The sequence below is a fragment of the Massilia eurypsychrophila genome (genome assembly GCF_002760655.1).
Lineage (GTDB): Bacteria > Pseudomonadota > Gammaproteobacteria > Burkholderiales > Burkholderiaceae_D > JAFCUW01.
This window is the reverse complement of the sequence record NZ_PDOC01000001.1, coordinates 166,702-190,423: the sequence shown is the minus strand read 5'-3', so window position 1 is coordinate 190,423 and position 23,722 is coordinate 166,702. Positions and strand designations below refer to the sequence as shown.

Here is a 23,722-nt window from a genome sequence, read left to right as displayed (position 1 = left end):
GCTTACCAGGGAATCGGCGTGCCGTCGTGGTTCAGGAAAGTGCCGTTATCGGCAGCGGTCATGCGCAAGAGGGTCACGCGCAGGTCGTTGACGCTGTCTTCGACACTCAGTTCGGCGCCGGCGCCGCCCATGTCGGTCTGCACCCAGCCCGGATGGAAGGCGACGCAGGTCGCGCCATGCGGGCCGTAGGTAAGGCTGGCGTCCTTGAGCACCGAATTGAGCGCCGCCTTGCTGGCGCGGTACAGCGAGCCGCCGGTGGCGTTGCGCGCCTCGATCGAGCCCATCTTCGACGACAGCACCGCCAGCTTGCCGCGCGAGGCGGCCACCATTGGCCCGAGCAGCGGCAGCAGCCGCATCGCCGCCAGCACGTTGGTGTGCATGACGGCGTCGAAGTCCGCCTCGGACGGAAAACCGTCGTCGCGCGGACCGTAGACGCCGGCCACCAGCACTGCGACGTCGATCTTTTCGTCGTCGAGGTTCCAGCCGATGCCGGCCACCGATTCGGCCGACAGCACGTCGAGCGGATACGCGGTGGCGCCCATCGCCGCCAGCGCCGCAACGTGCTCGCTGTCGCGCGCGGTGGCGATGACACGCCAGCCGTCGGCGAGGTACTGGCGCACCATCTCGCGGCCGATGCCGCGCGAGGCGCCGATGATCAGTGCGGTCGGCATCAGATCATCTCGAAGGCCATGGCGGTGGCTTCGCCGCCGCCGATGCACAATGCCGCCACGCCGCGCTTGCCGCCGGTCTTTTTCAACGCGCCGAGCAGGGTGACGATGATGCGCGCGCCGGAGGCGCCGATCGGGTGGCCCAGCGCGCAGGCGCCGCCGTGGATGTTGATCTTGTTGTGCGGGATATCGAGTTCGTGCATCGCCGCCATCGGCACCGCGGCGAACGCCTCGTTGATCTCGAACAGGTCGACGTCGGACGCGCTCCAGCCGGTCTTCTTCAGCAGCTTTTGCAGCGCGCCGATCGGCGCGGTGGTAAACAGGTTCGGCTCCTGCGCGTGGGTGGCGTGGGCGACGATACGGGCGATCGGCGCCAGGCCCAGTTCCTTCGCTTTCGACTCGCGCATCAGCACCAGCGCGGCGGCGCCGTCGTTGATCGACGACGACGAGGCGGCGGTGATGGTGCCGTCCTTCTTGAAGGCCGGACGCAGGGTCGGGATCTTGTCGAGCTTCGCCTTCTGCGGGCCTTCGTCCTTGTCGATCACGGTGTCGCCGGAACGGCCGCTGACGGTGACCGGCGCGATCTCCCACTTGAAGTGACCTTCGCTGGTGGCGGCCTGCGCGCGCTTGACCGATTCGATCGCGAACGCGTCTTGCGCTTCGCGGGTGAACGAATAGGTGGTGGCGCATTCTTCGGCAAAGGTGCCCATCGAACGGCCGCCGCCGGTTTTTTCATCCTTGCTGTAGGCGTCTTCCAGGCCGTCGAGCATCATGTGGTCGAACATCATGCCGTGGCCGATGCGGTAGCCGCCGCGCGCCTTCGGAATCAGGTACGGCGCGTTGGTCATCGACTCCATGCCGCCGGCGACGATGACGTCGGCGCTGCCGGCGAGCAGCGTGTCGTGCGCGAAGATCGTCGTCTGCATCGCCGAGCCGCACATTTTCGACAAGGTCACCGCGCCGGCCGACAATGGCAGGCCGGCCTTGATGGCGGCCTGGCGCGCCGGCGCCTGGCCCTGGCCGGCCATCAGGCAGTTGCCGAAGTAGACGTGCTCGACCAGGCTCTTGTCGACGCCGGAGCGTTCGATGGCGGCGGCAATGGCCACGGCGCCGAGGTCATTCGCGCTCTTCGAGGAAAAATCGCCCTGGAACGCGCCCATGGGTGTGCGGGCTGCGCCGACGATAACGACTGGATCATTCATTGTGTAGGTTCTCCAAATAAGGTGGCGTGAATACCGGCCGCGACAGCGCCGCCGGCGTGATTGAAACAGGTGAGGCGAGGTTGCAAAAACGAATGGCCTGCGGGTACGGATAGACGTCTTCGAGATGCCCGTCGATGATGCGCTGCTTGCGCCGCTGCCAGAAATCCCTGGTCAGCAAGTCGGCGTGGTGCTGCATGAAATATTTGCGGATCTTGGCGTTGCCCAGCAAGAAGCGGCCGAACTGCTCCGGGAAAACGTCGTGCTTGCCGATCGCGTACCACGGCTCGGCCGACATCTCGTCTTCCTCGTTGCGCGGCAGCGGAATGTCGCGAAAATTGCAATCAGTAATGTACTCGATCTCGTCGTAATCATAGAACACAACGCGGCCATGGCGGGTAACGCCGAAATTCTTGTACAGCATGTCGCCGGGAAAGATGTTGGCCGCCACCAGTTCCTTGATGGCGTTGCCGTATTCAACGATGCCGTGTTCGATCAGCTCGTCGTCGCCGGCCTGCTCGGCCTGGCTGAGGAACATGTTCAGCGGCACCATGCGGCGCTCGATGTACAGGTGGCGGAGGATCAGCTGGCCGCCTTCGATTTCCACCAGCGACGGCGCGTGGTGCTTCAGCTCGGCGAGCAGCTCCTCGGAGAAGCGCGCCAGCGGAAACGCCACGTTCGAATACTCGAGCGTATCGGCCATGCGGCCGACGCGGTCGTGGTGCTTGACCAGCAGGTATTTTTCCTTGATCAGCGCGCGCGTCGTTTCCTTCGGCGCCGGGAAAAAATCCTTGATCACCTTGAACACGTACGGGAACGACGGCAGCGCGAACACCAGCATCACCAGGCCGCGGATGCCGGGCGCGATCGCGAAGCTGTCGGAGGTGTGCTTCAGGTGCTGCAGGTAGTCGCGATAGAACAGCGTCTTGCCCTGCTTTTGCAGGCCGAGGATAGTGTAGATCTCGCTGCGCGGCTTGCGCGGCAGCAGGTTGCGCAGGAATTGCACGTAGGCCGACGGCACTTCCATGTCGACCAGAAAGTAGGCGCGGGTAAACGAAAACAGCACGGCGATCTGTTCCTGCTCGGACAGCACCGTGTCGAGCACCAGCTTGCCGTCGCCGTCGTGCAGGATCGGCAGCACGAACGGATATTCGCGGCTGCCGTTGATCCCCTTGCCGACGATGTAGGCGCCCTTGTTGCGGAAGAACAGGTTCGCCAGCACCTGGATCTGGTGGTTCGGTTCCATCGTGCCGGGACCGAAGGTCAGCTTCAGGCGCGCTTCGACCAGCGCGACATCGCGGTCGAGGTCGGCGAACTGGCAGTCGAGCTGGAAATTGGTCACCACCCGCTTGAGGGTGAAACGCAGGCCGTCGACGTGCGGGTAATACACGCGGTAGGTCGGCAGCAGTTCCTCGGTCTCGATGTATTCGGTCGACACCACGGGGCGCACGAAGATGAAGTCGTTGTGAAAATAGGTGCGGTGCAGGATGTTGCAGCAGACCGAGTTGAAGAAGGTTTCGGCCAGTTCCGGCTGCTTGTGGTCCGACAGCATGCCAATGTAGTGCAGCTTGGTTTCGCGCCACACTTCGTCGCTCAGGTCGGCGTGCGAGTATTCGTCTTCCAGCGCCTGCACGCATTCCTGCACGCGCCTGTCGTAAAAATCGATGCGCGCGCGCGCGGCCTGCTGCGCCACCGGCCAGGCGCCGGTTTCGAAATGGCGCTTGGCGGCCTGGCTGGTCTGGCGAAACAGCCGGTAGTGCTTGTCGAAGCCGTCGAGAATCGTGCGCGCGATATCGAATGCGATCTGGGACGACAGCAGTTTCGGGAACGCGGCTTGGGTCATCGTGCTTCTCGTGTCCAGTTCAACCAAACCATTTTACGCTCTTGCGCAAGAGCCGTTCATTCCCGCCACTGGCAGAGATGACTCCCCGCTGCGCCAGTGCGACGGTCGATTGATTGTGCGATCACGGCGCAGTGGTTAGCGGGTCTCGGCGTACAGTTCGCGGCCGATCAGCATGCGGCGGATTTCGCTGGTGCCGGCGCCGATCTCGTACAGCTTGGCGTCGCGCCACAGCCGGCCGACCGGGTATTCGTTGATGTAACCGTTGCCGCCGAGCGCCTGGATCGCTTCGCCGGCCATCCAGGTCGCCTTTTCGGCGCTGTACAGGATGGCGCCGGCGGCGTCCTTGCGCAGGTTGCGCACCGCTTCCGGCGTGCTGGCGCGATCGCACGCCTGGCCGACCGCATACACGTAGGCCTTGCACGCCATCATGGTCGAATACATGTCGGCCAGCTTGCCCTGCATGAGCTGGAACTCGCCGATCGGCTGGCCGAACTGATTGCGGTCGTGCACGTAAGGCACCACCGCGTCCATGCAGGCCTGCATGATGCCGAGCGGGCCGCCCGACAGCACGGTGCGCTCGAAGTCGAGGCCCGACATCAGCACGTTGACGCCCTTGCCGAGGCCGCCCAGCACGTTTTCGGCCGGCACTTCGCAGTCGACGAACACCAGTTCGCCGGTGTGCGAGCCGCGCATGCCGAGCTTGTCGAGCTTTTGCGCCACCGAGAAACCCTTGTAGCCTTTTTCGACGAGGAAGGCGGTCATGCCGCGCGCGCCCGCTTCGAGGTCGTTCTTGGCGTACACCACCAGCACGTCGGCGTCGGGGCCGTTGGTGATCCACATCTTGGTGCCGTTGAGCACCCAGCGATCGCCCTTGAATTCGGCGCGCAGCTTCATGCTGACGACGTCGGAGCCGGCGTTCGGCTCGGACATGGCGAGCGCGCCGACGTATTCGCCGGAGAGCAGCTTCGGCAGGTACTTCATCTTCTGCTCTTCGGTACCGTTGCGCTTGATCTGGTTGACGCACAGGTTCGAGTGGGCGCCGTACGACAGGCCGACCGAGGCCGATGCGCGCGAGATTTCTTCCATCGCGACGATGTGGGCCAGGTAGCCCATCTGGGCGCCGCCGTATTGCTCGTCGACGGTGACGCCGAGAATGCCGAGGTCGCCCATCTTGCGCCACAGGTCCATCGGGAACTGGTCGGTGCGGTCGATGTCAGCGGCGCGCGGCGCGATTTCGGCGGCGGCGAACTGCTGCACCGTTTCGCGCAGGGCGGCGATGTCTTCGCCATGGTCAAAGGTCAAGCCGGGCAGGTGCAGCATGTGGTCCTCGCAGAGGTTGGGCAAAAGTAGATGATATGTGACGTTTACGTAAACGTAAAGCAAAAAGCCGGAGTTTAGGCGGTGTCGGGCGTTTCGGCGTCGCGGCTTTCGACGTCGGCCAGCATGCGCCGGCACTCATCTTCGTGGGCGCTGATTTCGGCCAGCGCCATCTCGATGTCGGCCTGCTGCTGTTCGAGCGTCTCGCGCTGGTGCGCCAGTACGCCAAGGAAACGGTTCATTTGCGCCACGGTGTCCTTCGGCGACTCGTACATGTCGACCAAGCTCTTGATTTCGGACAGGGTCAGGCCCAGGCGCTTGCCGCGCAAGGTCAGCTTCAGGCGCGTGCGGTCGCGCGCCGTGTACACGCGGCTGCGCCCGCCGGCGCCTTCCCGGCTCGGGCTGAGCAGGCCGTGGTCTTCGTAAAACCGGATGGCGCGCGCCGTGATGTCGAATTCGCGCGCCAGTTCAGCGATGGTGTAAGTAGGCATGTCGGTGGAGGCGGTGAAAGTTGCACTTTGCGGAATCGCTTAGAATGGATCGGCGGCTTCCGTTAACGTCAACGTAAAGCCCATTGTAGCGCGCCCTTTGCTGTTTTGAACACGAAAGATCTGCCCATGAACGCTCTCGAGTCCCAGCTGTCCTATCCCCTCGGCGACACCCTGCCCGCGCTCGGCGCCGTCGTCCCGCTCGCGCCCGGCCTCGGCTGGCTGCGCATGCCGCTGCCTTTCGCGCTCGACCACATCAACCTGTGGCTGCTCGGCGACGAGGTCGAAGGGCGCGCCGGCTGGAGCGCGGTCGATTGCGGCGTCGCCACCGACGCCACGCGCGACGCCTGGGAGCAGGTGTTCGCCGGCCCCTTGCAGGGCCAGGGCCTGCTGAGGGTGTTCGCCACCCATTGCCATCCCGATCACATCGGCCTGTCAGACTGGCTGTGCCGCCGCTTCGACGCGCCGTTCTGGATCACCACCGGCGAATACGGCTTCGGACGCATGATGTCGGCAGCGCTGCCGGGCGTCGACGGCACCGCCGCGATCCCGCACTTTCGCCGCCACGGCCTGGCGGGGGACGAACTGATCGAGCAGATGCAGACGCGGCGCAACTATTTCCCGTCGCTGGTGCCGGCCGTGCCCGAGTCGTACACCCGCATGCAGGACCGCCAGCAGATCGCCATCGGCGCCCATCGATGGCGCGTCATCACCGGCTTCGGCCATTCGCCGGAGCACGCCGCGCTGTATTGCGAGGCGCTCGGGGCGCTGATCTCCGGCGACATGGTGCTGCCGCGCATTTCGACCAACGTGTCGGTGTTCGCCGTCGAGCCGGAGGGCAATCCGCTGCAGTTGTACCTCGATTCGCTGGCCAAGTTCGACGAACTGCCCGCCGATACGCTGGTGCTGCCATCGCACGGCCGGCCGTTCCGCGGCTTGCACACCCGCATCGCCCAGCTGCGCGCCCACCACGAGGAGCGGCTGGCCGAGGTCGTGGCGGCCTGCGTCGTACCGTGTTCGGCGATGGACATCGTGCCGGTGATGTTCCGCCGTCCGCTCGACGCCCACCAGCTCACGTTTGCCCTCGGCGAGGCGCTGGCGCACCTGCACAAATTGTGGGCAGACGGTGTCGTGCGGCGGGTTGTCGGCGTCGATGGCATCATCAGGTTTCATGACAAGGCCACTGGTATGCAGTTTGCATAGAGCCATCAACAACGAAATCGGAAAGTGGACTGCAATTGGCATTTAATTGGTCTTGTTTTTCCCTTCGTTCGAGGCGAGGAGAATTGAGGCACAATATCTACATGTTCTTAGCCGCGCTAGGATAAAAATCGCGACGCTTTCCGACAAAGTATATACTCACAAAAATGTTACATCGCGCTTGCCAGATTGTCACGATTGGTCTGTTACCTGGAGCGACTGACTTTCATCCTCATGCATGAAATAGTGCCAACCATGAATTCATCAAACGAACGGGAAAGTTTCAGTGTGCGCCTACAACAGGCACTGAAAAACGCCCATTACTCGCCAGACAGTCCCACCCGTTTGGCCCGCGAATTTAACATTCGCTTCGACGGGCGACCGATTACTGTGCATGCAGCCCGGAAATGGCTGGTAGGAGAGGCGATCCCTACCCAGGAGAAGTTGCGCATGATCGCGCAATGGCTGGGTGTACCGGCCGAGTGGCTGCGCTTCGGCGGTGCCGAGAGCGACGCGCCAAATGGTGAGCCGCTGAACGGTTTATCCCGTTTCGAGTCGGCAGATGTGAAATTAATTGCTGATTTACAGCGTTTAGACGAGCATCATCGCCAGATTGCCCGCGAATTTATTCGCATGCTTGTGCGAATTAACTACCAAAAGTAGTTTTTTGGCGTCGTTTAACCCTGAAAGACGCACCTTTCAGCAAGGTTGAATCGTCACATTTCCCCCGCGGCAAAGCGCGCCGCCGGTCTGCCCCCAACAGCAGTTGAGCGGATAGAACAAAACTTACACCTTACGAATAATCATTGCAGTGGCACGTTTTTGATGCACAATGTAAAGATTCAGTGCCCGAAAAATACTGTGCGCAAACTTGTAGCACACAGCAGGACAAAGTCTCGATAGTGGACCATAATCAGTGCAGCAGATAGCCCCTTGTTCCGTCACGTAGCCGAGGATTTAGCCGCCCTATGAAAAGCAACTACAGCAACACCGCGCAGCTCAAAGACTTGATGACCGTTCCACCGATGACAGCAGCCCAGCATGCGGAAGTGATGCGCAAGCGCATCCAGCACCGCAGGATGGTCGAGGAAGCGAAGGAAATGAAGAAGGACGACCGCTGGAGCTTTGACAAGCGCTGAGCGTGGGAAGGCCAGCTGCGGCTGGAAGTAATACTGAAGCGTCCGGGGCCGGTTTCATGCCGGTCCAGCGCGGCGCCGGCACGTGCACGACACCGAACGGGTCGTTCACGCGCGGCGATCTGATTTAGCCATTCAACAACGTTTTGAGCTCACCCGATTCGAACATCTCGTTCATGATGTCCGAGCCACCGATGAATTCGCCGTGGACATACAGCTGCGGAATCGTTGGCCAGTTCGAAAAATCCTTGATCCCCTGGCGCACTTCCGGGTCGTCCAGCACGTTGACGGTGGCGATGTTTTCGACGCCGCAGGCTTTCAGGATCTGGATCGCCCGGCCCGAAAAGCCGCATTGCGGGAATTGCGCGGTGCCCTTCATGAACAGCACAACCGGCGCGGTGCTCACGGTCTCTTTGATCCAGGTTTGTACGTCGCTCATGGCTGCCTCGGTGAAAAATGAATGATTCCGGCATTTTATAAGAAAACGCCGGTTGCAGTGGGGCGCGACGAAAAGCTGGTGTCAGTCCCTCCCCTTGGGGGGACATTCGAACATTTCAAAGGGCGAGATGTCCGAATGTCAGACCTGACACCGTCGTTGACATCGTCGCTTAGCCGCGCAGCTTGGCGAAAGCGGCCGCCATGCTGCCGCCGGCCGGCGCCGGCGCCTTGTCCGACTTCTGGTGCTGCGCCAGGCGCTTGCCGTCGGTGCGGTCGCCGCGCTGTTCGGGCTTGGAGCCCGGCTGCGGCGCGCTGTCGGTCAGGCGCATCGTCAGCGCGATGCGCTTCCTCTTTTCGTCCACCTCCAGCACCTTCACCCGCACCACCTGGCCGGCCTTGACCACCGAGTGCGGATCCTTGACGAAGGTGTTCGACAGCGCCGAGATGTGCACCAGGCCGTCCTGGTGCACGCCGATGTCGACAAAGGCGCCGAACGCGGCGACGTTGGTCACCACGCCCTCGAGGATCATGTCCGGTCGCAGGTCGCGCAGCTCCTCGACGCCTTCCTTGAACGTGGCTGTGGTGAACTCGGGCCGCGGATCGCGCCCCGGCTTTTCCAGCTCCTTCAGGATGTCGGTGATGGTCGGCACGCCGAACTTGTCGTCGGCGTAGCGCGCCGGGTTCAGCGTCTTGAGCAGCGCGGCGTCGCCGATCACCGACTTCATGTCCTTCTTGATGTCGGCCAGGATCTTCTCGACCAGCGGATACGATTCCGGGTGCACCGCCGACGCGTCGAGCGGATTGTCGCTGCCCATCACGCGCAGGAAACCGGCCGCCTGCTCGAACGTCTTCTCGCCCAGCCGCGGCACCGCCTTGAGCGCCGCACGCGAGGCGAACGCTCCCTTCATGTCGCGGTAGGTGACGATACTCTGGGCGACCGACGACGACAGCCCCGACACGCGCGCCAGCAATGGCGCCGACGCCGTGTTCACATCCACGCCGACCGCGTTGACGCAATCCTCGACCACCGCGTCGAGCGAGCGCGCCAGCTGCGACTGCGAGACGTCGTGCTGGTACTGGCCGACGCCGATCGACTTCGGATCGATCTTCACCAGTTCGGCCAGGGGATCTTGCAGGCGGCGCGCAATCGACACCGCGCCGCGCAGCGACACGTCCATGTCGGGCAGCTCGCGCGACGCAAATTCGGACGCCGAATAGACCGACGCGCCGGCTTCCGAAACGACGATCTTGGTGAGCTTGAGTTCCGGGCGCTGCTTGATCAGGTCCAGCGACAGCTTGTCGGTCTCGCGCGAGGCGGTGCCGTTGCCGATCGAGATCAGCGAGACGTTGTGCTTGGCCGCCAATTGTCCGAGCAGGTGCAGCGAGCCGTCCCAGTCGTTCCTCGGCTGGTGCGGATAGATCACCGCGGTGTCGACCACCTTGCCGGTGGCGTCGACCACCGCCACCTTGACGCCGGTGCGAAGGCCCGGGTCGAGGCCCATGGTGGCGCGCGGGCCGGCCGGCGCGGCCAGCAGCAGGGCTTTGAGGTTCAGCGCGAACACGTTGATTGCATCGAGTTCGGCTTTTTCGCGCAGCGCGCCCATCAACTCGGTCTCGAGGTGCATGAAGCTTTTCACGCGCCAGGTCCAGCGCGCGGTGTCTGCCAGCCACTTGTCGGCCGGCCGGCCCAGGTTCTTGATGCCGAAGCGCGCGGCGATGCGCCCTTCGCACGGGTTGTGCGGCGCATCCCACTTCGGCTTTTCGGCCTCGGTGTCGAGCCGCAGGATGGCGTCGAGCATGCCTTCGCGGCGGCCGCGCAGCAGCGCCAGAGCGCGGTGCGACGGCACCGTGCCGATCGCCTCCGAATAATCGAAATAGTCGGCGAATTTTTCACCTTCGTCCTGCTTGCCGGCGACGACCTTCGACTCGACGATGCCGTGCTCGCGCACGTATTCGCGCAGCGACGCGAGCAAGGTCGCGTCTTCGGCGAAGCGCTCCATCAGGATCTGGCGCGCGCCGTCGAGCGCCGCCTTGGTGTCGGCCACGCCAGGGTTGTTGCCGTCGTCGCTGGTGAAGGCCTCGCGCAGGTACTTGGCCGCTTCCTCTTCCGGATTGACGGTCGGATCGGCCAGCAGGCCCTCGGCCAGCGGCGCCAGTCCCGCCTCGATGGCGATCTGCGCCTTGGTGCGGCGCTTCTGCTTGTACGGCAGGTACAGGTCTTCGAGCCGGGTCTTGTCTTCGGCATGGGTGACGGCGTCTAACAGCGCCGGCGTCATCTTGTTCTGTTCGGTGATCGAGGCGACGATCGCGGCGCGCCTGTCTTCCAGTTCGCGCAGGTAGCGCAGGCGTTCTTCCAACAGGCGCAGCTGGATGTCGTCGAGGCCGCCGGTCGCTTCCTTGCGGTAGCGCGCGATGAACGGCACGGTGGCGCCTTCGTCGAGCAGGGCGATGGCGGCGGCAACCTGCACCGGTTTGGCGGCAAGTTCAAGGGCGAGGCGTTGTTCGATAGTTGGGAGCATGGGGGCATCCGCGTTGGCGGACCGCTGGTGAGTCAAGCGACGAATCATACGCAATCGCCGCCGGCGCGCCAGTCTTGACAGCCGCTACCGTGTTGTGCGGGATGATCTTTATCGCCATTTGCGCAGTCAAACCTCCAAATCCAATTGTTTAGGAGGCCACTCATGCTGACAGGCGGCTATTATTGCAAAGCGATCCGGTACCGCCTCCCGGATCAGACTTTCGACGCGACAATTTGTTATTGCGACATGTGCCGCGGCACGTCCGGCGCGCCATGTGTCGCCTGGCTCAGCGTGGCGTCGGAACATCTGGAGTTGCTACAGGGAACGCCAGCACGGTTCCGCGCCAGTTCTCATGCGACCCGAACCTTCTGCGCGACGTGCGGCACCCAGCTCACCTTCGTCGACGACGCTTCGCCGGGTGAAACCGGCATCACCACGTGCAGCCTGGACAGTCCCGATGCGGTGCCGCCGGACGACCACACCTTTCTCGACGATAAGGTAGCCTGGCTGGTGCTGGGCGACGGCCTGCCGCGCTTCCGGCGCGCGCGCTCGGAAGGCTGAGTACTGGTGCTGGGGATTAAAGGTGCCGAAAGGGCGCGTCATGGCCTGGGCAGGTGCCGCGGTTACTCTGATTCTGCTGACTCTTCCGGTTGCGGGCTTTTCTGCGAAGCCTCGAAGTCCGCATACCCCTTCATCACCAGCTCGTAGGTCTTGTCGATATTGCCTGCGATATCGCCTTGCAGCACTTTCAGGCCATCGAGGATTTCGCGCGCTTCCTCGAAGCCTTTTTCCATGCCGCCGCGGACGATGTCCATGAAATTTTTCAACGCTGTGTCCGGATCTTCGTCAGAGTGCTGGCCCTTGTAGGACTCGAAGAATGCGGTCGACAGGGTCACGATCCGGCCCGCCGTGCCATCCGGCGTATTGTCCTGGCCGGCTGCATTCTGGATCGCGTTCTCGCCGAACTGCGGCTGCAAGGCTTCGTTCAGGTTCGTAATTGCAGTCTTGTACAACAAGGCCAGCGGCTCGTTTTGCGTGCTGAGCGATACCTCAAGCGAAGCCTGGACGATAGAAATGTTCAGGAGGTTTTTTGCTTCAACCGAAGCCGAGACCTTGTTGTCCGGCTTGACTGACGCGGCCCCGGCGCCTTCGGCGGGTTTGGCTGCGGTGCTGCTGCCGATATTGGGAAGTGACATTGCGTTCTCCATCTACGGAAGTGGGCGACGACCAGAAAATGCCAGTCCTCTGCTACTGGTAACGGCAGGTATCGGCATAACTGCAGCCGGATCGTCGAATCAGCCATTCCATTGGTTGCCGCCCCGTGACGCTGCCTGCCTGCCTGCCTGCAAGCCATGCCTTGAGCGCGGCGACCACTGCTTCATCCGGATCGCGCGTGTCGCCCATGTTGCGCAGCTTAAAGGCGAGGTCCAGGTAGACTTGGTGGGGGACCTGCACGGAGATTGCCTCCTTTTGCCTCGTTTTGCCTCGTTTGCTGATGAGTTAGACCGCAATTCTCATAGGGGCGTTCGCAAAAAGCGGCCAACGCGCGAGGCAAAACGAGGCAAAGCGAGTAAAAACGAGGCATTTGCTGCGACAGCATCCCCACCCCAGCCTCGGTTCAGCGGCGGCATGGCCGCCGTCATCCTGTGCCCGGACCTTATCGCTGCTTACTGCAAAGCCGCTTTTTGCGTGACCCACATCGCCGCCGGCCACAGCATGTTGCCGTCTTCCTGGGTCACGCGGGCATAGTAGAAATGCACGCCTGGCGCCGGCGTGGCCTCAGCGCGGCTCGTCCGGGATCAGCGCGACAACACGTACTGACCTGCCCGCGGTGATGGGTCTGGTGGTTAAGAAATGCATCAGGACGCTGAAGAAGTTCTTGCTGGCCGCGCCGCGCGAATTGCTTGCCGCGCTAACGGCGCAGCCGTTCCGAGGGCCGGGTGGCATAAACGCTACACCGTGCGGCCCGCCTACTCCCGAGCCGGCTGTCCCCTCTTGACCTGACCGGCTTGTTTTGGCGACGGTTTGAGGCGATGATGTCAGACCAACGCTTCCGGCTGCCTGTGCAACATGGCCGACCGGGCACTTGCGACTGTTGCATTTTGTAATCTTTTGCAGTGCGGACAAATGGAACAAAACAAGTGCCTCGGGATGACGCATAATATCGGGTCTTGTCTTTTTTGATACAGAGTGCAAAGAACGATGCGAACAATGGATTTGATGCGCGACGCCCCTCCTGATGCTCCCGCGGCCGCGCCGGCCCAGCCGGCGGCAGCGCCGCCACCGCTGGCCGCCCCGGTGGCCAGCTGGCTGCAGCGGGTCGATGCCGCGGCCCATCCGCAGCCGAAGCTGACCGTCGAAGTCAAGGATCCGAAGACCGCCCAGTACAAGTTCGTCTATGTGCTCGCGCCCACCAGCGGCGGCCGCCACGTCGCCCTGTGCCTGTGCAAGGCGCGCCTGCGGCCGAACGGCGAAGTGGCCGCCGCCAGCCCGGTGTCGGAGGTGTTCTCGCTGCTGTCGGCGCCGCCGGGCTACCTCGAAGGCGACGACGAAGACCTGGTGCGCTTTTTCATCGCCATGCGCAGCGGCGCCTCGCAAAGCAGCACCGCCACCGAGCCGAAGGGCAAGATCGGCGCGATCCTGCTGCAGATGTTGCTGGAACAAGACAAACTGCTGTGGGCCAATTCGTGGCCCGACATGTCCAGCGGCCTGGTGTACCCGCTGCAGGCCGGTCCGGTGCGCAAGGCCAACCTGGTGTGGCGCGACGAAGGGCGCACCGCGCGCCTCGGCTGGCAGGTCGAGCCGGCGCCCGGCGCCACCCACAGCGCCGCCGACCAGATCGACTACATGCTGCCGACCGATCCGCCGTGGTACATCGACAACCTGTCGTGCGGTGCGCTGGAACTGAACCGCGGCGGCGTCGACATTTCGCTGGCCGAACTGCAGGCGCTAGTGGCGCAGGCGCCGGCGCTGACCGGCAGCGACAAGCGGCGCGTGTCGCAGTTGCTGCTCGCGCACGGCCTGCAGCAACTGATGCCGCTGCCGCAGCCGCTGACCCAGCGCCTGCGCGACGACGTCAAGCCGCGCCCGCACCTGCTGCTCGATTCGGTCCAGCTGGCCGACGGCATGCTGCAGCGCTGGCACGACGTCGCGGTGCTGTCCTACGATTACGACGGCGAGCGTGTCTCGTTCGACCCGGCCCAGCGCGTGGTGCGCCAGATCGGCGACGTCACCGAAGTGATGGCGCGCGACGCCGATGCCGAGGCCGCGGCGCTGGCGATGCTGACCGAGCTCGGGTTCCGCAAGCCATCGACGCCGCCGCTCAACGGGCTGACCGGCGCGCTGCAACTGGAAAGCCAGGCCCACTGGCTGCGCTTTGCCGCCGGCGAGATCGACACGCTGCTTGAGGCCGGCTGGCAGCTGCAGCGCTCCAGGCATTACCGCTACGACGTCGTGGAGGTGCAAGACTGGTACGCCGAAATCGATCAGCCGGCCGAAGCGGGCAACGCCTGGTTCGAGCTGGAACTGGGCATCGTGGTCAACCAGAAACGGGTGCCGCTGCTGCCGGTGCTGGTGCAGCTGATCCGCAGCGCGCCGAGCGACTTCGACCCCGACGTGCTGGCCGCGCACGGCGAAGCGGACCAGATGCTGGCGACCTTGCCCGACGGCCTGCGCGTGGCGCTGCCGTGGGGGCGGCTGAAACCGATCCTCGCCACCCTCGGCGAGTTGTATTTCAGCGACAAGATCAAGAACCGCGTGCGCCTGTCAACGCTCGACGCCGGCCGGCTCGAAGAACTGGCGCGCGGCACCTCCCTGCGCTGGTTCGGCGGCGAGCAGCTGCGCGAGACCGGCCGCAAGCTCAGCCTGTTCGGCTCGGTGCAGAAGGTGGCGGCGCCGGCCGGCCTGCAGGCGACCTTGCGCGACTACCAGGCCGACGGCCTGGCGTGGATGCAGTTCCTGCGCGAATACGACCTGGCCGGCATCCTCGCCGACGACATGGGCCTGGGCAAGACGGTGCAGACCCTGGCCCACATCCTGGTCGAGAAGGAAGCCGGCCGCCTGACCAGCCCGGCGCTGGTGATCGCCCCGACCAGCCTGATGACCAACTGGCAGGACGAGGCGGCGCGCTTCGCCCCCGGCCTGCGCGTGCTGCTGCTGCAAGGCAAGGAGCGGCTCGAGCTGTTCGACCAGATCGACCAGTGCGACCTGGTGCTGACGACCTACGCGCTGCTGCCGCGCGACGAGGAAAAGCTGCGCGAGCACAGCTACCACCTGGTGATCCTCGACGAATCGCACTACATCAAGAACAACCGCTCGAAGGCGGCGCAAAGCGCCGGCCTGCTGACCTCGCGCCACCGGCTGTGCCTGACCGGCACGCCGCTCGAGAACCATCTCGGCGAACTGTGGTCGCAGTTCCACTTCCTGCTGCCTGGCCTGCTGGGCGACGAGAAGACTTTCAACGCTCAGTTCCGTCACCCGATCGAGCGCCAGGACGATCCGCTGCGGCGCGCGCTGCTGAACCGGCGCATCAAGCCGTTCCTGCTGCGCAGGACAAAAGACAATGTCGCCAAGGAACTGCCGCCGAAGACGGAGATGGTGCGCAAGGTCGAGCTGTCCGGCGCCCAGCGCGACCTGTACGAAACGGTGCGCCTGGCCATGGACAAGAAGGTGCGCGACGAGATCGACAAGAAGGGTGTGGCGCGCAGCCAGATCGTGATCCTCGAGGCGCTGCTGAAGCTGCGCCAGGTCTGCTGCGATCCGCGGCTGGTCAAGGCGCTGCCGTCGCGCAAGAAGGAATCGGGCTCGGCCAAGCTGATCGACCTGATGCAGATGGTCGACGACCTGCTCGACGAGGGCCGCAAGATCCTCGTGTTCTCGCAGTTCACCAGCATGCTCGCGCTCATCCAGGAAGAGCTCGACGCGCGCCGCATCCCGTACGCGCTGCTGACCGGCGACACCAAGGACCGCGCCGCCCAGGTGGCCGCGTTCCAGCAGGGCGCGGTGCCGATTTTCCTGATCAGCCTGAAGGCCGGCGGAGTCGGCCTGAACCTGACCGCGGCCGACACCGTGATCCACTACGATCCGTGGTGGAATCCGGCCGCCGAGAACCAGGCCACCGACCGCGCCTGGCGCATCGGCCAGGACAAGCCGGTGTTCGTCTACAAGCTGATCGCCAAGGGCACGCTGGAGGAAAAGATCCAGCTGCTGCAGCAAAAGAAATCGGACCTGGCGCAATCGATCCTGGCCGATGGCGAATCGCAAAAACTGGTGCTCACGCAGGAAGACCTGCAGCAAATTTTCGCTCCACTCGAAGAATAGAGAGACTGCCGATGACCCCGAGCACCGCCGCCGAACAGTTCCGTGTCATCGCTGAAATCGGCGGCGACGTTGCATGGGTTGTCGATTGCGCGACCGGGTTGCCCACTTACATCAGCGCGTCCATCGAGCAATTGCTCGGCTACGGCTACGACGACTTTCACCGCTGCTTGGCCGACGGCGGCGCCAACGGCCCGCTCGCCGCGCTGTGCGCCGGCCTGCCGCGGCGCCTGGCGCGGCTGGCCGGCGGCGACCTGTCGCGGCTGCGCGTGGCGCGCCAGTTCGACCAGCCGCACCGGGATGGGCACAGCGTGCCGGTCGAAATCATCTCCAGCGTGCTGACCGACGCGGCGGGCCAGCCGGCGTCGCTGGTCGGCATCGTGCGCGACCTCGGCGCGCGGCGCGAGCACGAAGCCGGCCAGCGCCGCTTCGCCAGCATGCTCAACCATGAATTTCGCACGCCGCTGTCGAGCATCGATGGCGCCATCCAGCGCCTCGAAGTTACCGGTGTCAATGCCGACCAGCCCACCCGCGAGCGCTACCGCCGCATTTCCAAAGCGGTCGAGCGGCTGATCGGCATGCTCGACGAATACCTGTCGCCCGACCGCATTGAAGCCTGCGACGTGCGCCGCCCGGCCGACCGCATCGACCCGCGCCAGCTGCTCGATGAAGGCGCGCAACTGGCGCGCGCGGCCGGGCGCGCGGTGACAGTCGCGCCGGGCGACCTGCCGGCGCTGCTGCGTTGCGAGCCGCAGGGCCTGCGGCTGGCGCTCAAAGTGCTGATGGACAATGCGCTGCAATACGGTCCGGCAACGCGCCCGATCGAACTGTCCGGCCGCCGCCTCGATGGCGGCGTCGAATTGCTGGTGCGCGACCACGGCGCCGGCGTGCCGCCTGAAGAAGCCGAGCACATCTTCGCCAAGGCTTACCGCGGCGCCAATGCCGGCGCGCGGCCAGGCTCCGGGCTCGGCCTGTACATGGCGAGATCGGTCGTCGAGGTGCACGGCGGCACCTTATCGGTATGCAATGCGGGTAGGGAGGGCGCGATTTTCCGCATTTGGCTGCCTGTTCGTGATGTTCCAGGGAAAGATGTTGCATGAAGCGTGTACAGCAGTGATAATTCCAGTAACAATTACCGGTTGGCATTTGGACTCTAAAAACGTCCATGGTTTATAAGATAATAGAATGGCCAACGCATGACGCAGATACTGATCGTGGAAGACAACGGCGAATACGCCGGTGACATGGCCGAGTTCCTGGTTGAGCTGAACCATGAAGTAACGATCGCTACCACCGCGGGCGAAATGTGGGCCGCGCTGACGAAGACGCCGGCGGCGGTAGTCGTGCTTGACCTCGGCCTGCCCGACGAGGACGGCTTCAACGTGATTCCCCGCATGCGCCAGTTGTATCCCGAAATCGGGTTGCTGGTGCTGACCGGCCGTGTTGCCTTCGACAACCGCATCCTCGGCCTGCGCCTCGGCGCCGACCACTATCTGACCAAGCCGATCAAGTTCCCCGAGCTGGCCGCCCACATCGAGGCGCTCGACCGCCGCGTGCGCCCGCACGAGCCGATCGCCATGCCGAGCAAGTGGACGCTGCGAGTGAGTGCTCGCCAACTTGAATTGATGGGGACGGTGATCGACCTTACCGAGAAAGAATGCAACTTCCTCCACCTGCTGACGATTAACACCCGGCCGGTGCCGCGTCAGGTTATCGTTGCCGGCATGGGGGGCGACGATCCTGACGCCAGCCGCCGCGTCGACATGCTGGTGTACCGCCTGCGCAAGAAAGCGCGCAGCGGCCTCGGCCAGGACCTGCCGCTGCGCAGCGCCTACGGCGAGGGCTATAGCCTGTCAGCCGGCTTCACGCTGTCCTAGGGCTGGCGCAATTAACGGGGACAGAGTCGACGCGTCGATGCCACCGGCATTGTATTAATAGGGACAGGGTTATCTTGTTCGGTTAGAATCGGTGGATCTCCCCGATTTTGACCGCCATGGCCCGCCTTCCCCGACTCGTCGTTCCGCACCAGCCCCACCACCTCATCCAGCATGGCAACGACCGCCAGCTGATCTTCCGCGAGCCGGAGGATTATCAGCGCTTCCTCGGTTGGCTGAAGGAAAGCGCGAAGGAATACAAGGTTGCCATCCATGCCTACGTGTTGACGCCGGACCAGTGGCAGTTGCTCGCCACGCCGGCCGACGCCGACGGCCTGGCCCAGGCGATGCAGCGGGTCGGCCGCTATTATGTGCCCTGGTTTAATGCCAAGTATGGCCGCTCCGGCAGCCTGTTCCAGGGACGCTTCAAGACGTCGGTAATCGATGCCGAACACTTTCTCATGCAGTGCAGCCTGTATATGGAGTTGCGCGCGCAGGGCGCCGGCCATGCCTGCTCGAGCTACGAGCATCACTCGGGCGTGCGGCCGGATCCGCTCATCACCGACCACGCGCTGTATTGGGCGCTCGGCAATACGCCGTTCCAGCGCGAGGCGGCGTACAAGGAACTGGCGGAGCGGGCGCTGACGGCGGCGCAGTTGCAGGTGATCGAGGCGGCGGTGCTCAAGGGCTGGCCGCTGGGGTCGGACGCGTTCAAGGCCGAGTTGCAGCACAAGGCGAAGCGGCAGGTGTTGCCGGCCAAACGGGGTCGGCCGTTCAAGGTCAACGCCGCGCAATCCTGATCCGGCGTCATTGCAACACGGAGGCGGCAATCCTGCTGAGCTTTCGAAGCGGCAGCTCACCATGTCCCCATTTAATTATAGCGGTGACGCTGGCCGGTTTAATTCGACTCCGACCCTAATTGTTTCGGTTGACGGTTTCTGCTGCATTGCACTATTCTCGTCCTTCACCCGAAATAGCTGTGGAGAACGCGCATGATTGCCCAAGGTTTGTACGATCCTTCGAATGAACACGATGCCTGTGGTGTCGGTTTCATCGCCCATATCAAGGGCAACAAAAGCCACTCCATCATCGAGCAGGGCCTGCTGATCCTGAAAAACCTCGATCACCGGGGCGCCGTCGGCGCCGACAAGCTGATGGGTGACGGCGCCGGCATCCTGATCCAGATTCCCGACCAGTACTACCGCGACGAGATGGCCAAGCAAGGCGTCGAACTGCCGCCGCCTGGCGAATACGGCGTCGGCATGGTCTTCCTGCCAAAGGAAAACGCGTCGCGCATCGCCTGCGAACAGGAAATTGAACGCGCCGCCCGCATCGAAGGCCAGGTCGTGCTCGGCTGGCGCAATGTGCCGATCGACGAGGCCATGCCAATGTCGCCGACCGTGCGCGCCAAGGAACCGGTGATCCGCCAGATCTTCATCGGCCGCGGCCCGGACATCATGGTCACCGACGCGCTCGAACGCAAACTGTATGTGATCCGCAAGTCGTCCGGCCACGCCATCCAGGCGCTCAAGCTGCTGCACGGCAAAGAGTTCTTCGTGCCGTCGATGTCGGCCCGCACGATCGTCTACAAGGGTCTGCTGCTGGCCGACCAGGTCGGCGTCTATTACAAGGACCTGCAAGATCCGCGCTGCATCTCGGCGCTGGCGCTGGTGCACCAGCGTTTCTCGACCAACACGTTCCCGGAGTGGCCGCTGGCCCACCCGTACCGCCTGATCGCCCACAACGGCGAGATCAACACCGTCAAGGGCAACTTCAACTGGATGCGCGCGCGCGAAGGCGTGATGAAGTCGGCCGTGCTGGGCGACGACCTGCACAAGTTGTTCCCGCTGATCTACGAAGGCCAGTCCGACACCGCCTGCTTCGACAATGCGCTCGAGCTGCTGATCATGGCCGGCTACCCGATCGCCCAGGCGATGATGATGATGATCCCGGAAGCGTGGGAAAACCACACCATGATGGACGACAACCGCCGCGCTTTCTACGAGTACCACGCCGCGATGATGGAGCCGTGGGACGGCCCGGCCGCGATGGCGTTCACCGACGGGCGCCACATCGGCGGCACGCTCGACCGCAACGGCTTGCGCCCTGCCCGCTACATCGTCACCGACGACGACCTGGTGGTGATGGCCTCCGAGTCCGGCGTGCTGCCGATTCCGGAGTCGAAGATCATCCAGAAGTGGCGCCTGCAGCCGGGCAAGATGTTCCTGATCGACCTGGAAGCGGGCCGCATCATCGACGACAAGGAACTGAAAGACACCTACGCCAACGCCAAGCCGTACAAGGCGTGGATCAACTCGGTGCGCATCAAGCTCAACGAAATCAAGCTGTCGGAAAGCCAGCTGGCGCACAACCGCGCCAGGGATACGCCGGCGCAGGGCGAGAAGACTGCCGCCAGCCTGCTCGACCGCCAGCAGGCATTCGGCTACACCCAGGAAGACCTGAAATTCCTGATGACGCCGATGGCGCTGCTGGGCGAAGAAGCGACCGGCTCGATGGGCAACGACTCGCCGCTGGCGGTGATGTCGAACAAATTGAAGCCGTTGTACAACTACTTCAAGCAGCTGTTCGCCCAGGTCACCAACCCGCCGATCGACCCGATCCGCGAAGCGATGGTGATGTCGCTGGTGTCGTTCATCGGCCCCAAGCCGAACCTGCTCGACACCAACAACGTCAACCCGCCGATGCGCCTCGAAGTGTCGCAGCCGGTGCTGGGCTTTAACGACATGGCGCGCCTGCGCAGCATCAGCCTGCACACCGGCGGCAAGTTCAAGTCGTACGAGCTGAACATTTGCTACCCGGTATCGTGGGGCAAGGAAGGCATCGAAGCGTCGCTCGCGTCGCTGTGCGCCGAAGCGGTCGACGCCGTCAAGTCGGGCCACAACATCCTGATCGTTTCCGACCGAAACGTGTCGGCCGAGCAGGTCGCCATTCCCGCGCTGCTGGCTACATCGACCATCCACCAGCACCTGGTCGGCCGCGGCCTGCGCGCCTCCACCGGCCTGGTGGTGGAAACCGGTTCGGCGCGCGAAACCCACCACTTCGCGCTGCTTGCCGGCTACGGCGCCGAAGCGGTGCACCCGTACCTGGCGATGGAAACGCTGGCCGAACTGGCGCACGACCTGGCCGGCGACAACACGGCCGAGACGGCGGTGTACAACTACACCAAGGCCATCGGCAAGGGCCTGATGAAGGTGATGTCGAAGATGGGCATCTCGACCTACATGTCGTATTGCGGCGCGCAGATCTTCGAAGTCATCGGCCTGAACAAGTCGCTGGTCGACAAGTATTTCAAAGGCACCTCGTCCAGCGTCGAAGGCATCGGCGTGTTCGAAGTGGCCGAGGAAGCGCTGCGCCTGCACTCGCTGGCGTTCGGCGAAGATCCGGTGCTGGCCGACAAGCTCGATGCCGGCGGCGAATACGCCTACCGCGTGCGCGGCGAAGAACACATGTGGACGCCGGACGCGATTGCCAAGCTGCAGCACGCCACGCGCGCCAACAACTTCTCGACCTATAAAGAGTACGCGCAGCTGATCAACGACCAGAGCCGCCGCCACCTGACCTTGCGCGGCCTGTTCGAGTTCAAGCTCGATCCGACCCGCGCAATTTCGATCGACGAAGTCGAGCCGGCCAAGGAAATCGTCAAGCGTTTCGCCACCGGCGCCATGTCGCTCGGCTCGATCTCGACCGAGGCGCACGCCACCCTGGCCATCGCCATGAACCGCATCGGCGGCAAGAGCAATACCGGCGAAGGCGGCGAAGATCCGGCCCGCTACACGCAGGAACTGAAAGGCATTCCGATCAAGCAGGGCCAGACGATGTCGTCGGTCATCGGCGCCGGCAATGTGGTCGTCGACATCCCGTTGCAGGACGGCGACTCGTTGCGTTCGCGTATCAAGCAGGTGGCGTCGGGCCGCTTCGGCGTCACCGCCGAATACCTGAACTCGGCCGACCAGATCCAGATCAAGATGGCGCAGGGCGCCAAGCCCGGCGAGGGCGGCCAGCTGCCCGGCCACAAGGTGTCCGACTACATCGCCAGCCTGCGCTTTTCGGTGCCGGGCGTGGGCCTGATTTCGCCGCCGCCGCACCACGACATCTATTCGATCGAAGACCTGGCGCAGCTGATCCATGACCTGAAAAACGCCAACCCGCGCGCCTCGATCTCGGTCAAGCTGGTGTCGGAAGTGGGCATCGGCACGGTCGCCGCCGGCGTCACCAAGGCCAAGGCCGACCACGTCGTCGTCGCCGGCCATGACGGCGGCACCGGCGCCTCGCCATTGTCGTCGGTCAAGCACGCCGGCACGCCATGGGAGCTGGGCCTGGCCGAAACGCAGCAGACCCTGGTGCTCAATGGTTTACGCAGCCGCATCCGCGTGCAGGCCGATGGCCAGATGAAGACCGGCCGCGACGTGGTCATTGCCGCCATGCTCGGCGCCGACGAGATTGGTTTCGCGACCGCGCCGCTGGTGGTCGAAGGTTGCATCATGATGCGCAAGTGCCACCTGAACACTTGCCCGGTTGGCGTTGCCACCCAGGACCCGGTGCTGCGCGCCAAGTTCTCCGGCAAGCCCGAGCACGTGGTCAATTATTTCTTCTTCGTCGCCGAAGAAGCGCGCCAGCTGATGGCGCAGCTCGGCATCCGCACCTACGACGAGCTCATCGGCCGCGCCGACCTGCTCGACAAGTCGAAGGCGATCACGCACTGGAAGGCGCAGGGGCTCGACTTCGCCGCCATCTTCTACCAGCCGAAAGCGCTGCCAGGCATGACCAACTACCATACCGAGCAGCAGGAACACGGCCTCGAAAAGGCGCTCGACCACAAGCTGATCGCGCAGGCCCGCGCCGCGCTGGAAAAAGGCGAGCGCGTCTCGTTCATCTCGCCAGTGCGCAACGTCAATCGCACGGTCGGCACGATGCTGTCGGGCGAAGTGGCCAAGCGCTACGGCCATGCCGGCTTGCCGGACGACACCATCCACATCCAGCTGCAGGGCACCGCGGGCCAGTCGGCGGCGGCGTTCCTGGCCGCCGGCATCACGCTCGACCTGGTCGGCGAAGGCAACGACTACGTTGGCAAGGGCTTGTCGGGCGGGCGCATCATCGTGCGGCCGAACACCGAGTTCCGCGGCTGGGCGGTCGACAACATCATCGTCGGCAACACCGTGCTGTACGGCGCGATTTCCGGCGAAGCGTTCTTCAACGGCGTGGCCGGTGAACGCTTCGCAGTGCGCAACTCGGGCGCGACGACGGTGGTCGAAGGCTGCGGCGACCACGGCTGCGAGTACATGACCGGTGGCACCGTCGTCGTGCTCGGCGCCACCGGGCGCAACTTCGCCGCCGGCATGTCGGGCGGCGTGGCGTATGTCTACGATCCGGCCGGCGACTTCGAGAAGCGTTGCAACACGACGATGGTCAACCTCGAGCGGGTGCACAGCGCCAAGGACCAGGGCGACGTTTCCGGCTGGCACAGCCAGAGCCGCGACAGCGAGCGTGAGTCCGACGAAGCGATCCTGAAGCGCCTGATCGAGCGCCACTTCAAGCACACCGGCAGCACGCGGGCGCGCTACCTGCTCGACAACTGGGCCGAAGGCCGCGCCAAGTTCGTCAAGGTATTCCCGACCGACTACAAGCGCGCGCTGGAAGAAATGCACAACAGCAGCATGGAAGAAGCGGCCGAGAAAATCGCCGCCTGATGCACACAAACAAAAG

At 64.0% G+C, this 23,722-nt stretch carries 18 protein-coding genes; 9 read left to right on the top strand and 9 right to left on the bottom strand.

Going from position 1 to position 23,722, the window contains the following annotated elements; translation table 11 throughout:
* Positions 1-2: 2 nt before the first annotated feature.
* The 5 genes from CR105_RS00890 to CR105_RS00870 form a co-directional block, all read right to left on the bottom strand.
* Positions 3-671: an SDR family oxidoreductase gene (locus CR105_RS00890; protein WP_099786546.1), complete on the bottom strand. Its 669-nt coding sequence runs from the start codon at positions 669-671 to the stop codon at positions 3-5.
* Positions 671-1,870, bottom strand: coding sequence for an acetyl-CoA C-acyltransferase (locus CR105_RS00885; RefSeq protein WP_099786545.1), 1,200 nt, complete (start codon positions 1,868-1,870; stop codon positions 671-673). The genes CR105_RS00890 and CR105_RS00885 overlap by 1 nt, the downstream gene beginning before the upstream one ends.
* Complete coding sequence (aceK, locus tag CR105_RS00880) at positions 1,863-3,710, bottom strand: bifunctional isocitrate dehydrogenase kinase/phosphatase (protein WP_099786544.1); 1,848 nt, start codon at positions 3,708-3,710, stop codon at positions 1,863-1,865. The genes CR105_RS00885 and aceK overlap by 8 nt, the downstream gene beginning before the upstream one ends.
* 135 nt (positions 3,711-3,845) lie before the next feature.
* Positions 3,846-5,030, bottom strand: a complete 1,185-nt coding sequence (locus tag CR105_RS00875) for an isovaleryl-CoA dehydrogenase (RefSeq protein ID WP_099786543.1) — start codon at positions 5,028-5,030, stop codon at positions 3,846-3,848.
* Between the two features lie 74 nt (positions 5,031-5,104).
* Entirely contained in the window at positions 5,105-5,518 is a 414-nt protein-coding gene (locus CR105_RS00870; RefSeq protein ID WP_099786542.1) for a MerR family transcriptional regulator, read from the bottom strand.
* 126 nt (positions 5,519-5,644) lie between these two features.
* Here CR105_RS00870 and CR105_RS00865 point away from each other — a divergent pair, with 126 nt between their 5' ends.
* The 3 genes from CR105_RS00865 (at position 5,645) to CR105_RS28150 (ending at position 7,854) form a co-directional block, all read left to right on the top strand.
* Complete coding sequence (locus tag CR105_RS00865) at positions 5,645-6,718, top strand: MBL fold metallo-hydrolase (protein ID WP_099786541.1); 1,074 nt, start codon at positions 5,645-5,647, stop codon at positions 6,716-6,718.
* A gap of 252 nt (positions 6,719-6,970) precedes the next feature.
* A complete protein-coding gene (locus CR105_RS00860) occupies positions 6,971-7,378 on the top strand; it encodes a hypothetical protein (RefSeq protein ID WP_099786892.1) in 408 nt (135 codons plus the stop codon).
* A 305-nt stretch (positions 7,379-7,683) separates the two neighbouring features.
* Positions 7,684-7,854: a hypothetical protein gene (locus CR105_RS28150; RefSeq protein ID WP_180288049.1), complete on the top strand. Its 171-nt coding sequence runs from the start codon at positions 7,684-7,686 to the stop codon at positions 7,852-7,854.
* A gap of 124 nt (positions 7,855-7,978) precedes the next feature.
* Here the strand turns inward: CR105_RS28150 and grxD are convergent, their stop codons facing one another.
* A complete protein-coding gene (grxD, locus tag CR105_RS00855) occupies positions 7,979-8,290 on the bottom strand; it encodes a Grx4 family monothiol glutaredoxin (RefSeq protein ID WP_099786540.1) in 312 nt (103 codons plus the stop codon).
* 169 nt (positions 8,291-8,459) lie between these two features.
* On the bottom strand, positions 8,460-10,808 hold the full coding sequence (locus tag CR105_RS00850; protein ID WP_099786539.1) for a Tex family protein: 2,349 nt from the start codon (positions 10,806-10,808) through the stop codon (positions 8,460-8,462).
* Positions 10,809-10,970: 162 nt separating this feature from the next.
* Between CR105_RS00850 and CR105_RS00845 the strand changes: the two genes are divergently transcribed.
* Positions 10,971-11,369, top strand: a complete 399-nt coding sequence (locus CR105_RS00845) for a GFA family protein (RefSeq protein ID WP_229413529.1) — start codon at positions 10,971-10,973, stop codon at positions 11,367-11,369.
* 62 nt (positions 11,370-11,431) lie between these two features.
* Here the strand turns inward: CR105_RS00845 and CR105_RS00840 are convergent, their stop codons facing one another.
* Positions 11,432-12,004: a DUF5610 domain-containing protein gene (locus CR105_RS00840; protein WP_099786537.1), complete on the bottom strand. Its 573-nt coding sequence runs from the start codon at positions 12,002-12,004 to the stop codon at positions 11,432-11,434.
* 52 nt (positions 12,005-12,056) lie between these two features.
* Entirely contained in the window at positions 12,057-12,263 is a 207-nt protein-coding gene (locus CR105_RS27660) for a hypothetical protein (protein WP_131021624.1), read from the bottom strand.
* Positions 12,264-13,019: 756 nt separating this feature from the next.
* Here CR105_RS27660 and CR105_RS00835 point away from each other — a divergent pair.
* The 5 genes from CR105_RS00835 to CR105_RS00815 all read left to right on the top strand — a co-directional run bounded on the left by CR105_RS00835 (position 13,020) and on the right by CR105_RS00815 (position 23,706).
* Positions 13,020-16,127 carry a DEAD/DEAH box helicase gene (locus tag CR105_RS00835; protein WP_099786536.1) on the top strand — a complete coding sequence of 1,036 codons (3,108 nt, stop codon included), beginning with the start codon at positions 13,020-13,022 and terminating at the stop codon, positions 16,125-16,127.
* Between the two features lie 11 nt (positions 16,128-16,138).
* Positions 16,139-17,224 (top strand): PAS domain-containing sensor histidine kinase, encoded by a 1,086-nt coding sequence (locus CR105_RS00830; RefSeq protein WP_099786535.1) that lies wholly within the window; start codon positions 16,139-16,141, stop codon positions 17,222-17,224.
* 96 nt (positions 17,225-17,320) lie between these two features.
* Positions 17,321-18,001, top strand: a complete 681-nt coding sequence (locus CR105_RS00825; protein WP_099786534.1) for a response regulator transcription factor — start codon at positions 17,321-17,323, stop codon at positions 17,999-18,001.
* 116 nt (positions 18,002-18,117) lie between these two features.
* Positions 18,118-18,798 carry a transposase gene (locus CR105_RS00820; RefSeq protein ID WP_099786891.1) on the top strand — a complete coding sequence of 227 codons (681 nt, stop codon included), beginning with the start codon at positions 18,118-18,120 and terminating at the stop codon, positions 18,796-18,798.
* A 192-nt stretch (positions 18,799-18,990) separates the two neighbouring features.
* A complete protein-coding gene (locus tag CR105_RS00815; protein ID WP_099786533.1) occupies positions 18,991-23,706 on the top strand; it encodes a glutamate synthase-related protein in 4,716 nt (1,571 codons plus the stop codon).
* Positions 23,707-23,722: the final 16 nt, after the last annotated feature.

Excerpts from the sequence above, each read along its gene's own strand:
- CR105_RS00890 (WP_099786546.1), bottom strand. The coding sequence starts at position 671 with ATGCCGACCGCACTGATCATCGGCGCCTCGCGCGGCATCGGCCGCGAG.
- CR105_RS00885 (WP_099786545.1), bottom strand. The coding sequence starts at position 1,870 with ATGAATGATCCAGTCGTTATCGTCGGCGCAGCCCGCACACCCATGGGC.
- aceK (WP_099786544.1), bottom strand. The coding sequence starts at position 3,710 with ATGACCCAAGCCGCGTTCCCGAAACTGCTGTCGTCCCAGATCGCATTC.
- CR105_RS00875 (WP_099786543.1), bottom strand. The coding sequence starts at position 5,030 with ATGCTGCACCTGCCCGGCTTGACCTTTGACCATGGCGAAGACATCGCC.
- CR105_RS00870 (WP_099786542.1), bottom strand. The coding sequence starts at position 5,518 with ATGCCTACTTACACCATCGCTGAACTGGCGCGCGAATTCGACATCACG.
- CR105_RS00865 (WP_099786541.1), top strand. The coding sequence starts at position 5,645 with ATGAACGCTCTCGAGTCCCAGCTGTCCTATCCCCTCGGCGACACCCTG.
- CR105_RS00860 (WP_099786892.1), top strand. The coding sequence starts at position 6,971 with ATGAATTCATCAAACGAACGGGAAAGTTTCAGTGTGCGCCTACAACAG.
- CR105_RS28150 (WP_180288049.1), top strand. The coding sequence starts at position 7,684 with ATGAAAAGCAACTACAGCAACACCGCGCAGCTCAAAGACTTGATGACC.
- grxD (WP_099786540.1), bottom strand. The coding sequence starts at position 8,290 with ATGAGCGACGTACAAACCTGGATCAAAGAGACCGTGAGCACCGCGCCG.
- CR105_RS00850 (WP_099786539.1), bottom strand. The coding sequence starts at position 10,808 with ATGCTCCCAACTATCGAACAACGCCTCGCCCTTGAACTTGCCGCCAAA.
- CR105_RS00845 (WP_229413529.1), top strand. The coding sequence starts at position 10,971 with ATGCTGACAGGCGGCTATTATTGCAAAGCGATCCGGTACCGCCTCCCG.
- CR105_RS00840 (WP_099786537.1), bottom strand. The coding sequence starts at position 12,004 with ATGTCACTTCCCAATATCGGCAGCAGCACCGCAGCCAAACCCGCCGAA.
- CR105_RS00835 (WP_099786536.1), top strand. The coding sequence starts at position 13,020 with ATGGATTTGATGCGCGACGCCCCTCCTGATGCTCCCGCGGCCGCGCCG.
- CR105_RS00830 (WP_099786535.1), top strand. The coding sequence starts at position 16,139 with ATGACCCCGAGCACCGCCGCCGAACAGTTCCGTGTCATCGCTGAAATC.
- CR105_RS00825 (WP_099786534.1), top strand. The coding sequence starts at position 17,321 with ATGACGCAGATACTGATCGTGGAAGACAACGGCGAATACGCCGGTGAC.
- CR105_RS00820 (WP_099786891.1), top strand. The coding sequence starts at position 18,118 with ATGGCCCGCCTTCCCCGACTCGTCGTTCCGCACCAGCCCCACCACCTC.
- CR105_RS00815 (WP_099786533.1), top strand. The coding sequence starts at position 18,991 with ATGATTGCCCAAGGTTTGTACGATCCTTCGAATGAACACGATGCCTGT.